The 14566-nt window shown below is 32.9% G+C and carries 15 protein-coding genes and 1 other annotated feature; all 15 genes read left to right on the forward strand.

Going from position 1 to position 14566, the window contains the following annotated elements; translation table 11 throughout:
• The first annotated feature begins 81 nt into the window (after window positions 1-81).
• The 15 genes from DW006_RS04605 (at window position 82) to DW006_RS04680 (ending at window position 14419) form a co-directional block, all read left to right on the forward strand.
• The gene (locus DW006_RS04605) at window positions 82-804 is read left to right on the forward strand and encodes a LytTR family DNA-binding domain-containing protein (protein ID WP_117999252.1); all 723 of its coding nucleotides are present in this window, start codon (window positions 82-84) and stop codon (window positions 802-804) included.
• Entirely contained in the window at window positions 804-2060 is a 1257-nt protein-coding gene (locus DW006_RS04610; protein ID WP_117999253.1) for a sensor histidine kinase, read from the forward strand. The genes DW006_RS04605 and DW006_RS04610 overlap by 1 nt, the downstream gene beginning before the upstream one ends.
• Before the next feature lie 212 nt (window positions 2061-2272).
• Window positions 2273-3493 carry a helveticin J family class III bacteriocin gene (locus DW006_RS04615; protein WP_117999254.1) on the forward strand — a complete coding sequence of 407 codons (1221 nt, stop codon included), beginning with the start codon at window positions 2273-2275 and terminating at the stop codon, window positions 3491-3493.
• Window positions 3494-3542: 49 nt separating this feature from the next.
• The gene (locus DW006_RS04620; RefSeq protein ID WP_117999255.1) at window positions 3543-4520 is read left to right on the forward strand and encodes a leucine-rich repeat domain-containing protein; all 978 of its coding nucleotides are present in this window, start codon (window positions 3543-3545) and stop codon (window positions 4518-4520) included.
• A 240-nt stretch (window positions 4521-4760) separates the two neighbouring features.
• Window positions 4761-4913, forward strand: coding sequence for a cyclic lactone autoinducer peptide (locus tag DW006_RS04625; protein ID WP_117999256.1), 153 nt, complete (start codon window positions 4761-4763; stop codon window positions 4911-4913).
• A 45-nt stretch (window positions 4914-4958) separates the two neighbouring features.
• Window positions 4959-5549: an accessory gene regulator B family protein gene (locus tag DW006_RS04630; RefSeq protein ID WP_117999257.1), complete on the forward strand. Its 591-nt coding sequence runs from the start codon at window positions 4959-4961 to the stop codon at window positions 5547-5549.
• Window positions 5550-5788: 239 nt separating this feature from the next.
• Window positions 5789-6241 (forward strand): hypothetical protein, encoded by a 453-nt coding sequence (locus tag DW006_RS04635; RefSeq protein WP_117999258.1) that lies wholly within the window; start codon window positions 5789-5791, stop codon window positions 6239-6241.
• Between the two features lie 135 nt (window positions 6242-6376).
• Window positions 6377-6651 (forward strand) — a binding site (T-box leader).
• Window positions 6652-6736: 85 nt separating this feature from the next.
• Window positions 6737-8719, forward strand: coding sequence for a methionine--tRNA ligase (gene metG / locus DW006_RS04645; RefSeq protein ID WP_117999260.1), 1983 nt, complete (start codon window positions 6737-6739; stop codon window positions 8717-8719).
• A 74-nt stretch (window positions 8720-8793) separates the two neighbouring features.
• On the forward strand, window positions 8794-9570 hold the full coding sequence (locus DW006_RS04650) for a TatD family hydrolase (protein WP_022165963.1): 777 nt from the start codon (window positions 8794-8796) through the stop codon (window positions 9568-9570).
• 79 nt (window positions 9571-9649) lie between these two features.
• Complete coding sequence (rsmA, locus tag DW006_RS04655; RefSeq protein ID WP_117999261.1) at window positions 9650-10525, forward strand: 16S rRNA (adenine(1518)-N(6)/adenine(1519)-N(6))-dimethyltransferase RsmA; 876 nt, start codon at window positions 9650-9652, stop codon at window positions 10523-10525.
• Window positions 10526-10845: 320 nt separating this feature from the next.
• A complete protein-coding gene (locus tag DW006_RS04660) occupies window positions 10846-11544 on the forward strand; it encodes an N-acetylmuramoyl-L-alanine amidase (RefSeq protein WP_158561071.1) in 699 nt (232 codons plus the stop codon).
• 96 nt (window positions 11545-11640) lie between these two features.
• The gene (locus DW006_RS04665; protein WP_022165960.1) at window positions 11641-12708 is read left to right on the forward strand and encodes an L-threonylcarbamoyladenylate synthase; all 1068 of its coding nucleotides are present in this window, start codon (window positions 11641-11643) and stop codon (window positions 12706-12708) included.
• Window positions 12709-12723: 15 nt separating this feature from the next.
• Window positions 12724-13176 carry a hypothetical protein gene (locus tag DW006_RS04670; RefSeq protein ID WP_117999263.1) on the forward strand — a complete coding sequence of 151 codons (453 nt, stop codon included), beginning with the start codon at window positions 12724-12726 and terminating at the stop codon, window positions 13174-13176.
• A gap of 19 nt (window positions 13177-13195) precedes the next feature.
• A complete protein-coding gene (gene upp / locus DW006_RS04675) occupies window positions 13196-13825 on the forward strand; it encodes a uracil phosphoribosyltransferase (protein WP_117999264.1) in 630 nt (209 codons plus the stop codon).
• A 105-nt stretch (window positions 13826-13930) separates the two neighbouring features.
• Window positions 13931-14419 carry a dCMP deaminase family protein gene (locus tag DW006_RS04680; protein WP_117999265.1) on the forward strand — a complete coding sequence of 163 codons (489 nt, stop codon included), beginning with the start codon at window positions 13931-13933 and terminating at the stop codon, window positions 14417-14419.
• Window positions 14420-14566: the final 147 nt, after the last annotated feature.

The following is a 14566-nucleotide window of genomic DNA, read 5'->3' on the forward strand; positions in this document are numbered from 1 at the left end:
AATGATAAAATGAAGATAATATGAAAAATTGTACAGACAAAAGGATAAATGTAAAAAAGTGTTCAGGAGAAAGGAATCTGTATGCATATAGTAGTGTGTGATGACGATAAAGGTTGTTGTACAAAAATAGAAAAATGGGTGAAGGAATATAAAACTATAGAAAGTGTCGATATAACAGTGGACGTTTTTTATAGTGCAGAGACTTTAATTGAAAAAATGAAAACAGGATATTTTTTCGACATGATATTTCTAGATATAGAATTACCGAAAAAAACAGGAATTGATTTAGGAAAAATTATTGTAGAAAAATATGATGAACGCTTAGTAAGTATAGTATTTATTTCAGGTAAAAATATTTATTGCGAAAAGCTATTTGATTTGGAACCGCAGAATTTTCACTTGAAACCTATAGAAAAAGAAATGGTTTTCAATGATTTGAAAAAATATGTGGATAGAAATAGAAACAATAGAGCAATTTTAAAGTACAATGAAAACGGTGTGAAGAAGGGTATATACATTGGAGATATAATTTATATTGAGGCTTGTGAGAAAAATCTGGATGTATATACTAATGATGGAAAGATGACACAAATTCGAGGAAGCATCAAGAACATAGAAGATGAATTTGGCAAGTATTACATAGTTAAGTGTCATAAATCCTATGCAGTAAATGCAAAGTATATAGAACGTTATGTTAATAAAAATCTTATATTGAGTAATGGAAAAACTATAGCTGTTGGCAGAAAATATGTACAAAAAATAAAAGAAATATGGTCTAAGTACGAGGAGGATTCGTTTAGATAATGGAAACTATAATTTTTTTAGCAACAGGAATTTTGCAGGTATATGAAATAGATATATTATGTAAAGGTTTTTTCAAAGAACAGAGAACTAACAGGCTACAATCTTATGTGGCATATTTTATAACATATTGTCTCATATCTTTTCCATATTTACTATTTAATATTCCGGTATTAAATACAGTATGCTCTTTTTTAGGAATTATCGTAACGGCTATTACATATAAAGGAACAGTTAAGAAACAAATAGCATCTGTATTTCTATTTATGGCGACAATGAGTTTGTCTGAAGGTATAGTGTCAGTTGGCGTAGGCGTTTTTACACCGGAATTGTTCCAGCAGAACGAGTATTATTCATTAACAGGAACAGTGTGTCTTCCAATCGTTCAGCTTGTTGTAGTATTGTTGTTGAGAAACTTTAGCAACATACGTGACGGAGAACACATTTCAGCAGTATATTGGATAATATCAATATTCCTACCAATATCATCAATAGTAATGTTTTATCTATTTTGTAGAAATATAACACACAATGATGTTGCAATTATAACTTGTGTAATTATTTTGATTGTTATAAATGTTTTCGTTTTCTACTTATATGATGAGGTGGCGAAAAATTACAAGTTAGAAAGTAAAAGTAGAGAGCTGGAGTTACAAACAAAATATCAGGAACAACAGTTGAAAACAATGAATGATTCTGTTGAAAAAATCAGAGCATTAAAACATGAATTCAAGAAACATTTTTCCATGCTGGAAACTTTAAGTGAAAGTAAAAATTATGAGGAACTTAACAAGTATTTGCAGGAAATTAATGCAGGCTTTAATCAGGCAAACAAATATATAGAGTCCGGAAATATAGTAATTGACAGCATACTAAATTACAAACTTCAGGAAATGTATGAAAAGGACATAAAAGTAGACACAGAAATTGTACTGCTGGAAAAACTGGACATATCATTTTATGATTTCAATATTATTCTGGGAAATCTCCTTGATAACAGCATTGAGGCAGCAGAACAAACAGAAGAAAAGTACATAAAAATTTATATAACCTATAGAAAACACAAATTAAACATTGAGATACATAATACCACAAACAATAAAGTGGATATGAACAACGTAAAGACAACAAAAAAAGATACAGTAAATCATGGGTATGGAATCAAAAACATAAAAGAAATTTTGAATAAATACGAAAGTGTATATGATGCAGAGCAGGACGGAAATATGTTCAAAACAAAAATGTGCATTTTCATGTAAAAAGATAACCTTAAAAGTTTTTATTTTGAAAAGCTACTTAAATTTTATTGTTAGGAAATTTAAGCAGCTTTTTTGGGTTACAAAACAATAAAATGCAGAAAAAAGTGTCGTTCATTCCAAAAAAACTACCGTTTATCGCAAAAGTGAATTTTTAGAGTAAAAGTGTGCTAGAATAAAAGTGTGTTTATTATAAGTTTTTAAGGAGGTATGAAATGAGAAAAAAACTAAAGAAAATTACAAAGATACTTGGTGCATTGGGAATGAGTTTGGCTGTATTAGTCACAAGTAGCGTAGCAGGGTATGCATCAGAGCAACAATTAACAGAAGAAAAAATAGCTAGAATAAAGGAAATGGCTAAAGAGAATGATTATTTAAGAGATGTTGATGACTTTGAAAGTGAAGAAGCATATAAAAAATACTTAGAGTTTCAAGGTATATCATGTAAAGACTCAAATAATGCAATTGCAACATATTCATCAGTAAAAAAAGTTGAAGCAAAACTTGGAATTAAATTGAAAGGATTAAAGCCAGATGCCAACAAACCTGAGATTGAGCAAGCAATGTCTCTTCCTATACAAACTTTTTATATGGGATCTTCATATGTGTATATTGTGCAGAAATCAGGCTCTACAGTATATTTATCTAGAATGGAATATTCTACGGACAAAAAAGAGGCAACATTTAAAGACAAAATGATTTTAAAAAAATTTGGTCATTGCCAAACTTTGCAATATTTTGAATGGAAAAATAAACCCTATTTTTTGATGACATGTAAAGATGATGGTGGTGCACATACAAATGAGGATGGTAGAGCTTACTATTGGGCGACAGAGCTTGCAAGAGTACAATACGAACCTAAAAAAACATATGATTATATGCATTTTAAACGTCTATGTCAACTATCGAAAGCAAATACAGAAGGAACAGCTATAGGCACAGCAAAAAGATGTGACGGAGCTTTATCAAGTGATAAAAAAACATTATTAGTTTGGTGTAAAACTACTCAAAATAAAATGCAATTCGCAAGATATAATTTAAATGACGTAAATAAAGCGTTAGATAATAGTGATAAGATGTATGTATCTTGTGGCTCGTTGAAAGAAAAGTGTTTGGCATCGTATACGCCATCTGCGAATGAAGTATTTGGAAATGTAGAGTCATCTTCGATGCAAGGATTGGAATTAAATGATGCGAACAATACATATATTGCAAATGGAGCAAATAGCAAAAATAAATATATTATAAAACTTGGTAAAACAGCTAAATTTTCAAGTGCGATTGGAATATCAAATAGCAATTTGGTCGCAAAGACAAATACAGAAATAGAAGGACTCCAATTAAAAGGGGACAATGTATATTTTGGAATTTGTAATCATAATGAAAAAGGGCAGGGGATACAATATATTTATTATGTAAGTAAAAATGTATTTTAAAATGTAAAAATAGTATAAGAAGTTATGGTTAAAGTGAAAGGAGTATATTATGAAGAATTTAAATAAATTAGTTATATTTGCTATGACAATAATGTTAATGGTAACGTCTAGTTTAAATGTTAACGCGGAAAGTGTTAGTTTAAAAGATAAAAATTTTGAATATTCTATAGATAAGAATACAGAGGGCACTAAAGGAATATTTATAACAAAATATATTGGAAGCGATAAAAAAGTTACGATTCCAGATGCAATTGATGGAAAGAAAGTTATTGAAATTGGAGAACGTGCTTTTTCCAATAATAAGAATATAGAAGAGATATCAATGCCTAATGGAGTTGTACGAATTTGTGAGATGGCTTTTAGTGACTGCACAAATTTAAAAAGTGTAAACTTAAGTAAAAGTCTAAAATATATTGATGATAGTGCATTTGCTGATACTGCAATGAAAAAAATCAAGTTTCCTAAAAAATTGATTACCATAGGAGTGGGAGCGTTCCAAAATACGAAACTTGAAACTATAAAATTGCCGGAAAATTTAAAATACATTAATTCATTTGCATTTGAAGGAAACAGTGTTACCGGAAAGATAAAGGTTCCAGATTCTGTTTTGAAAGTGGGAAAGGACGCATTTGGTAGCAATTTTAATTATAAAAAAGTTGTAATGCCATCATATTTAAAGATAACATCTTTTAAAAAGAATTATGTGGCAATGGCAACTGTAACAAGCAAAAAGAAAACAAAAGATTACGAAGCTATATATATAAAGAAAATAAAAGCAAAAACTAAAAAAATTACTTTAAAAAAGAAGTCCAAGAAATTACAGACAATAGCTTATGTTAAAGGTTTGAAAAGTAGTATGACAGGGATATTAAAAAATAATATCTTAAAATATAGTTCATCAAATCCTAAGGTTGTAAAAGTAACTTCAAAAGGAATACTTAAACCAGTGAAAAAAGGAACTGCAAAAGTAAAAGTTACTTTACGAACAACAAAAGCAAGTTTTAAAGTAAAAGTAGTTGTAAAATAGAAAAAGAGTTGCTTAAATTTTATTTTATCTAAAATTTAAGCAGCTTTTTCTATATGATAGGAAGTCCTTTTATGCTACTTATAAATCCACAAATTTCGAGAAAAAACAAGAAAAATTTCTTAAATTGCAAGAAAAAAGTGTCGTTCATTCCAAAAAAACTACCGTTTATCGCAAAAGTGAACTTTTGGGGCAAAAATGTGCTATCGTATAAGGCATAAAAAGGAAAGGAGGAAAAACATTATGAAAAAGGAAAAATTCATAAAAGGCTTTGCAAATGTTTTAGCTGCTGTAGCTGTTACAGTAACATCTGGTGTTGCAACAACAGGTTGTTTTACTTTTTTACATCAGCCGGAACTTCCAAAGGGAGCAGAAAAACTTAGAAAATTTAAATAGGAAAATTTAAATTGGTAAGATTTAAAAATTACCATGAAGTAACAAATGAAAAGAACTACAAAGGAAATAGATAAAATGACAAACATGCTAACTAATTTTATTATTCAGCATAGCGATGCTAAAAGGGAAGACGCAGACATAATCGCATTCGGCGTAAAATATGGATTAATTACATTGGCAGAAATATTGGGAATGGTTGTTATATCTTTTCTTATGAGAGAATTTATTCCGGGAGCGGTTATATTAATCGCTTTTATTTCTATTAGAGTTTATGCAGGTGGCTACCATGCGAAAACTTTACTAAGATGTGTCGTAATGTCCACCATTTTGTTTACATTGATAATTCTTGGTTACAAAATGTTATACTTGCCGATAATTGTTAAGGGACTAATTGCATTATTTTTGGGAGTATTAATATTGATATTTAGTCCGGTTGAAAATGATAATAGAAGATTATCTAAAAACGAGAAAAAAGTATTTAAAAACAGAGCGCTTCTTTTCTATAGCATAAGCTTGATAATTTTTATGTTAATCAAAAAATTATCCAACATATTAGTGTGGGCGTATTTGATGATTCTTGTAGTGTTAATTGGGGGCATTGTAAAAGAGAGAATGAAAATGACTAGCGAGCGCTAGGTTGAAAATGAAGAACAAAAGAAAGGAATCAACAGGCAGAGGATGGCGGCTTTGGCGCTTTGAATAAACACTGGCAGTTGATTTTGAGAAAAGCTTCAAAAAATCTAGGAAGATAGGTTTTTTGAGGCTTTTTTGATAAAATAAGAAAAAAGAAGAATAACAGAAAAATAGCAAATATAATCCGGATAGAGAGTGGGATAATATTTTTTAAATAACATTACACAGGAAAGGGGCATTTTATGTCTAAGAAAAGAATGTTTATAGGTATAATAATTTTATGCCTAATGACAGTGGCAATATTTTGTATAAATGACTATAGACATCAGGAATGCTATCACGACATTGAAAAAATAGTATCAGAATGTATAAAGGGAAATATAGATAGTAATGCTATAGACAGTGAGGCTGGTAAGAAATTATATGATTATGTACAAGATATGTATAAGGAATATGATGGCTTAGACGTAAAAGAAGCTGAAGGTTTATGGGATGAAGCAGACTGGAATAAAAAGACAGTTTGGATTAATGAAACTTTTAGTGGAAAGTTAAAGAATTCCTCAAAATCAGAAAAGACTGAGAATGCAGAGAGTTTTAAGATATTTTTTATTATAAAAAACGGCAATGTGTATATCAAAAAAGCAGGTGTATCTGTTAGCGAGGAAGGTGAATATATTTCTGATTTGGATAAATAGGTTCGTTTAATACAAACATGAAGATATAATAAAATTTATACAGGAAAGATTGGTATAAATTCAGCTAAAATTCCACGATTTTACTAAATACATAATTGACAAACTACCTATAAAATAATAGAATTAGTGGGTATGACAAACGCGTTGAAAGGAAGAGTAGACTCTAACAAAGCTAACAGAGAGTTCTGGTTGGTGAAAAGGAACAGTGGAGTGAAAGTTGAAGATGGCCCTGGAGCGGTGAAGGTGAGTATAGTATATGAGCCGTCAACGGTTACACCCGTTATAGTGTTAATGAGGTCTGAAAGTTTAACATATTTCATTGAAGATATTTTGATGATTGATTATGAATAGATAATGAAATTTCAGATAAAGTAAAGTGGTACCACGAAGTCAACCCTCTCGTCTTTACAAGAAGACGGGAGGGATTTTTTTCATATAAAAGGAAATTCTATTAGATAAATTTCACAGTTAGACTGTAGAGAGTGTAGAAATGAAATGGGATTTCAGAAAAATAGTAGAAGGAGAAGTAAAATGAGCAAAACATATTATTTAACAACAGCAATTGCTTACACATCAGGTAAGCCACATATTGGAAATACTTATGAAGCAATTTTGGCAGACAGTATTGTACGTTTTAAAAGACAGCAGGGATATGACGTAAGATTCCAGACAGGAACAGATGAACATGGACAGAAAATCGAAATAAAGGCAGCAGAAGCAGGAGTAACACCAAAGGAATTTGTTGACAAAACAGCAGGTGTTATTAAAGAAATCTGGGATCAGATGAACACATCATACGACAGATTTATTAGAACAACTGATCCTGACCATGAAAAACAGGTTCAGAAGATTTTTAAGAAATTATATGACCAGGGTGATATTTACAAGGGTTACTATGAAGGTATGTACTGTACACCTTGTGAATCATTTTTTACAGAATCACAGTTAGTTGATGGAAAATGTCCTGATTGTGGTAGAGAAGTAACTCCGGCAAAGGAAGAGGCTTACTTCTTTAGAATGAGCAAATATGCAGACAGATTAATTGAACACATTAACACACATCCTGAATTTATACAGCCTGAATCAAGAAAGAATGAAATGATGAACAACTTCCTTCTTCCGGGACTTCAGGATTTATGCGTTTCAAGAACATCATTCAAATGGGGAATTCCTGTAGACTTTGATCCTGACCACGTAGTTTATGTATGGATTGACGCATTATCAAACTATATTACAGGATTAGGATTTGACCTTGATGGAAACAGTGATCCAATGTTTGAAAAATATTGGCCTGCAGACCTTCATTTAATTGGAAAAGATATTTTAAGATTCCATACAATTTATTGGCCAATTATGCTTATGGCACTTGATCTTCCACTTCCAAAGCAGGTATTTGGACATCCTTGGTTATTACAGGGTGATGGTAAGATGAGTAAGTCAAAGGGTAATGTGATTTATGCTGATGATTTAGCAAGTATTTTTGGCGTAGATGCAGTTAGATACTTTGTACTTCATGAAATGCCATTTGAAAATGATGGAACTATTACATGGGATTTAATGGTTGAGAGAATGAACTCAGACCTTGCAAATACATTAGGAAACCTTGTAAACAGAACAATTTCAATGTCAAATAAATATTTTGGTGGCGTTGTTGAAAACAAGGGTGTAGAAGGTGACGTTGATGTAGACTTTAAGAAAGTTGTATTAGAAGCGCCTGTTAAAGCAGCAGAAAAAATGGATAAATTACGTGTTGCAGATGCAATTACAGAAATTTTTGCATTATTTAAGAGAAGCAACAAATATATTGATGAAACAATGCCTTGGGCTTTGGCAAAGGACGAAGCACAGCAGGACAGACTTGCAACAGTTCTTTACAATTTAATTGAAGCAATTAATATTGGTGCAAGCTTACTTGAGCCATTTATGCCTGAAACATCAGCAAAGATTTTGGCACAGATTAACGGTGCACCAAGAGCTTTTGATGATATGACTGAATTTGGTAAATACCAGTCAGGAAACAAGGTTGTAGAAAAGCCTGAAATTCTTTTTGCCAGAATGGACCAGAAGGAAGTAATGGAAAAAGTTAAGGAAATCGAGGAAGCACAGAAGGCAGAAGTTCAGGGAGAAAAATATCCTGAAGTTGAAAAGAAGCCTGAAATTACAATTGATGACTTTGACAAAATCCAGATTCAGGTTGGTGAAGTTATTAAGTGCGAGCCTGTTAAGAAGGCAAAGAAACTTTTAGTTTCACAGATTAAGATTGGCGCAGAAACAAGACAGATTGTTTCCGGTATTGCAAAATACTATAAGCCTGAAGAAATGGTTGGAAAGAAAGTGGCTGTTATTACTAACTTAAAACCATGTAAACTTTGTGGTGTTGAATCACAGGGTATGATTCTTGCAGCAGGAGATGATGAAGGAAATCTTTCTGTTGTAACAGTTGATAAGGATATTGTAGCAGGAAGTGAAATCTGCTAAAGTTATATGTAGGTTCGGGGCTTTGTCCCTGAACCCATTAAAGCAATAGTGCTTTAGCATCAGGAGGAAATAAAATGATTTTTGATACACATGCTCACTATGATGACGAGGCTTTTGATGACGACAGAGAGCAACTTTTAGAGAGAATGAGAAACAGAGGAGTTGAGTATATTGTTAATGTTGGAGCTTCAATGGCATCATGTAAAAGCACAATAGGTTTAATTAGAAGATTTCCATATGTATACGGAGCGTTGGGAGTACATCCTGACGAAGTGGCTGAGCTAACTGACGATGATTATAATTGGTTAGCTAAGAGCGTGTATAAACCGAAGATTGTAGCTGTTGGTGAAATTGGATTGGATTATCATTGGAATGACAATAGGGAGCAGCAGATTGCAGCTTTTGAAAGACAGATGGACATTGCAAGAAAAGCAGAACTTCCAATTATTATTCACAGTAGAGATGCTGCAAAAGATACATATGATGTAATGAAGTCAAATAAGGCAGATGAAATTGGCGGAGTTATTCATTGTTTCTCATATACTAAAGAAATGGCAAAGCAGTTTTTAGATATGGGATTTTATCTTGGAATTGGCGGCGTTGTTACTTTTAATAATGCAAAAAAACTTCAGGAAGTTGTGGAGTATATGCCTATGGACAGAATGGTTATAGAAACAGATTGTCCATATCTTGCACCTGTTCCAAACAGAGGTAAGAGAAATGATTCCTTTAATCTCCCTTATGTTGTAAGTAAAATTGCTGAAATTAAAGGTATAAGTTCCGACGAGGTAATTGATATAACAAGCGAAAATGCAAAGAAGTTATACGGAATTGTACAAAATCAAATATAAATTTGATTAGTGAATTAAAGCAAATTAAAGTTTTAAATTAATTTTATATTAATTATAGAAGTAATTAGTGAGGTATTATATGGCATATTTAGGTTCGCCTAGTGCAACTAAAGAAATTATTAATAAATACAGTTTTGCTTTTCAAAAAAAATTTGGACAAAACTTTTTAATTGATTCTAATATATTAGAGAGCATTGTAAGTGCGGCTGATATTACAAAGGATGATTTCGTCCTTGAAATTGGACCTGGAATAGGAACAATGACACAGTATTTATGTGAGGCAGCGCGTCAGGTAGTGGCTGTTGAAATTGATAAAATGCTTATTCCAATTTTAAAAGATACATTGTCTGAATATGATAATGTAGAAGTGATTAATCAGGATGTTTTAAAACTGGATATTAAAGCTCTTGCACAGGAAAAGAACAATGGAAAGCCAATTAAGGTTGTAGCTAATTTGCCATATTATATTACAACACCAATTATTATGGGCTTGTTTGAAAGCAAGGTTCCTATTGAAAGTATTACCATTATGGTACAAAAGGAAGTTGCCGACAGAATGCAGACAGGTCCCGGTTCAAAAGATTATGGTGCTTTATCTCTTGCGGTTCAGTATTACGCAGATGCTAAGGTGCAGTTAAATGTATCAGCGTCATGTTTTATGCCAAGACCTAATGTGGATTCTGCAGTAATCAAATTAACTGCTCATGAAAAGCCAGTGGTTGATGTTGACGAAACATTAATGTTTAAAGTAATTAGAGCAAGCTTCAATCAGAGAAGAAAAACGTTAGTAAATGGTTTGAAAAATTCTTCCGAATTGGACTACACAAAGGAAGAAATAGTTCAGGCAATTAAAGCAATTGGCAAAGAAGAAAACATCCGCGGAGAAAAGTTGACTTTAGAAGAATTTGCTGCATTAAGTAATAGCTTGAAGGTGGTAAGAAAGATGAATCAATGATGCATTGAAAACTACTTCACGTCCAGATGTTAGTAATGATTTGTTTAATGAGGTTGAGACGGAACTGTTAGAGGATGGTTTTAAACCAATTGATGTGCCGGAAAACGATTTAAAATTATTAAATTCGTTAATAAATTAATCGATAATATAAAAAAAATTTTAACGGAGTTGTATTGTGATATCAGTATAGCTTCTTTTTTTATACAATAAGTGTAACACGAATTTTTGATGTTTCAAAAACATATAATTTACAAAAATAGGAACTGCTCTATTGGTAAAACATGATATCAGTAAAAAGTTATAAAAAAATGGAAATTTTCATGGCGATTATTCTGCTTGTTTCCGTAACTGCAATTGCCTGTAACATGGAAAAAGTAGTGAAAGAGCCGACAAAAGAAAAAGGCGAAGTAGTAACCACAAAAAAATTTAATGGAAAAACTGTTGTAATTGATCCGGGGCATGGTGGAGATGATCCGGGAAAAATTGGTGTAAATAAAGAGAAAGAAAAAGATGTGAATTTGGCTATTAGTAAGAAACTTTTTCAGGTACTAAATGAACAGGGGTATAAGGTTGTACTAACCAGAAGCGAAGATGTTGTTTTGGGGGATGGAGATAAGTTTTCTAAAATAAGCGATTTAAATAAACGCTGTGAAATAATAAACAACGCCTATGAAGAAAATAATAAATGTATTATGGTTAGTATTCACCAAAACAGCTTTACGCAGACTTCAGTTCATGGAGCACAAAGTTTTTATTTTCAAAGGTCAGAGCAAAGCAAGCTGCTAGGTGAAACTTTGCAGAAAATCCTAAATGAAAAGGTAAATGATAAAGAAAAAAAGGCAAAGCCAAATGACAGTTACTATATTTTAATAAATTCAAAATGTCCGGGAATAATTGTAGAGTGTGGTTTTTTAAGCAATAGCGATGAGGCAACAAAATTGACAAATGAAACATATCAAAAAGAGCTGGCAGAAATCTTGAGTGAAGGTATTTCTACATACTTTAATATGCAGCGATAAATGGCGATTCCTGGTGAAAAGATAAAGGCGTCTAACGTTGTATTTTAGATGTAATTATGATAAAATAAAACGGATATAGGTCAGGTGAGGCGAGAAATGAACACGAAGATAATTAACATTGATAAAGACAATATAGATGGGGAAGCATTAAAGGAAGCAGGGCAGATTATTCGAGATGGAGGCCTTGTTGCATTTCCAACAGAAACGGTTTATGGATTGGGTGCAAATGCACTTGACGCCCAGGCAGCTATGAAGGTTTATGCTGCGAAAGGACGCCCATCAGACAACCCATTAATTGCACATATTTGTGACATAGAAATGCTGAAACCATTGGTAAAGAAAATACCACCGGTGGCAGAAAAATTAATGGATGCTTTTTGGCCGGGACCACTTACTTTAATTTTTGAGAAAAGCGATATTGTTCCAAAAGGAACAACAGGTGGCTTGGATACTGTGGCTATCAGATTTCCAAATCATCCTATTGCAAGCAGATTAATTAAAGAAGCCGGAACAAGCATTGCGGCACCAAGTGCCAACTTATCAGGTAAGCCAAGTCCAACACTTGGTGAGCATGTAATCGATGATTTGGACGGTCGCATTGATATGATTATTGATGGTGGCATGGTAGGAATGGGATTGGAGTCTACAATTATAGATGTAACAGTAGATCCACCTCTTGTTTTACGACCAGGATTTATAACATACGAAATGGCAAAGAAGGTTGTTAGCAACCTTGAGATAGATCAGGCCATTTTGAAGAAACCGGTAGAAGGTTTGAAACCAAAAGCTCCGGGTATGAAATACAGACATTATGCACCGGCAGCAGATTTTCGTATTTTTAAAGGTGATGCGAATAAAGTTGCTCAGCACATAATTGATTCAGCTAATGCAAAAGCTGAAGAAGGAAAGAAGACAGGAATAATAACAGCTAACCAGCATTTAGGATTGTACCAGGGAAAAATAAATGAGAACATTAAGGTAGTATCTCTGGGCGATTTGGACAAGCCGGAAACAATAGCAAACATGTTGTTTAAAGCGCTTCGCGATTTTGACAAAGAGGGAACTGAATTCATTTTTGGGGAAGCTTTTTCAGAGGACAACATTGGATGGGCTATTATGAACAGGCTTACAAAGGCAGCTGGTTATAACATAATGGATGTGTAGCAGTTCGGAGGAAAAATGTTAGAATATTCAAAAGTAATATTTGTAACTGATACAGACACTTCGTTAGGACCATTGGCGGCAGCTCTACTTAAGCATTATTTACCACAGGAGAGAGCTACTATTGAGTCTAAGGGACTAGCAGTGTTATTTCCGGAACCTATGAACCCAAAGACCGTTGCCATTGCAGCGTCAAAGGGGATTGAAATTGACAGAAGTTCAGTCCAATTAACAGGTGAAGATTTTGGAAAAGATGTATTGGTACTTGTATTAGACGAAACAAAGAAGCAGGGCATTTATGATGACTTTGCTGAAGCAGTGAATGTCTATACACTTAAAGAGTATATTAATGAGCAAGGAAGTATAACTAACCCGGATGGTGGGGAACTTGCTGATTATGCGAAACTTTATGAAACGGTTGATGAAGTGATTATAAAGTTAGCGAATAAGTTAAAACATAATAAGATATAATATGTACGGAGGAAGAAACATGGCAAAGATAATGATAATGGATCATCCATTGATTCAGCACAAGATTGGAATTATCAGACAGACAACTACAGGAACAAAGGATTTCAGACAGTTAATAAGCGAAATTGCAATGCTTATTACTTATGAAGCAACAAGAGATTTAGAGCTTGAAGATGTAGAAATTGAAACACCTATTTGTAAAACAATAATTAAGCAGTTAGGTGGAAAGAAACTTGCAATCGTTCCAATTCTTAGAGCTGGTTTAGGTATGGTTGATGGTATGCTTGCACTTATTCCATCAGCAAAGGTTGGACATATTGGTCTTTACAGGGATCCAGTAACAGCAGAACCTCACGAGTATTATTGCAAGCTTCCTGAAGATTGCGATAAGAGAGAAGTTTTTGTGGTAGATCCAATGCTTGCAACAGGTGGTTCAGCTATTGCAGCAATCCAGATGTTAAAGGACAAGGGCGTTAAGAACATTAGACTTATGTGTATTATTGCAGCACCTGAAGGAATTGAAGCTTTTGAAAAGGCTCATCCGGACGTAGATGTTTACATTGGTGCAAAAGACGAAAAATTAAACGAACACAAATATATTGTTCCAGGTCTTGGCGATGCAGGAGACAGAATTTTCGGAACAAAATAGTAACTAGAAATGAAGAAAGACTTTTCTTAAGGAGAAGGATTTCTTCATTTTTAATATAAGAAGGATTTTAAATATGAGGGCAAAACATGATTGGAGGACGAGACAATGAGTAACAAAAGAAAAGACTATATTTCATGGAACGAATATTTTATGGGCGTGGCATCGTTAGCTGCGTTGCGCTCAAAGGATCCAAATACTCAGGTGGGAGCCTGTATTGTAAGTGAAGATAACAAGATTTTGTCAATGGGATATAACGGACTTCCAATTGGCTGTAGTGACGATGAATTTCCTTGGAATAGGGAAAGCGACGATCCTTATGACAACAAATATTTTTATACAACTCATAGCGAACTAAATGCAATATTAAATTATCGCGGCGGTAGTTTAGAAGGGGCAAAAATATATGTAACTTTATTCCCTTGCAATGAATGTGCCAAGGCGATTATTCAATGTGGCATAAAGGAAGTTATTTACGGAGACGACAAATATGGTGACACTTCATCTGTGAAAGCTTCTAAAAGAATGATGGAAGCAGCGGGAGTTAAATACACATCATATGAAAAGTCAGGAAAGGAAATAAAAATAAAGTTGTAGAAGTTTTATATTTTATGCGGTAAACCTGTAACTAGGGTGCGGTATAAATTATAATTTAGTTGATTTATAATTGTAAAAATAAAAGTAAAAGGTATATATTTGTAGTAACAAATAATTGAAATCTGAATAGTATAAAATGATAAACTA

This window comes from Eubacterium sp. AF36-5BH (assembly GCF_003460505.1).
In the GTDB taxonomy this organism is placed as follows: domain Bacteria; phylum Bacillota; class Clostridia; order Lachnospirales; family Lachnospiraceae; genus Eubacterium_G.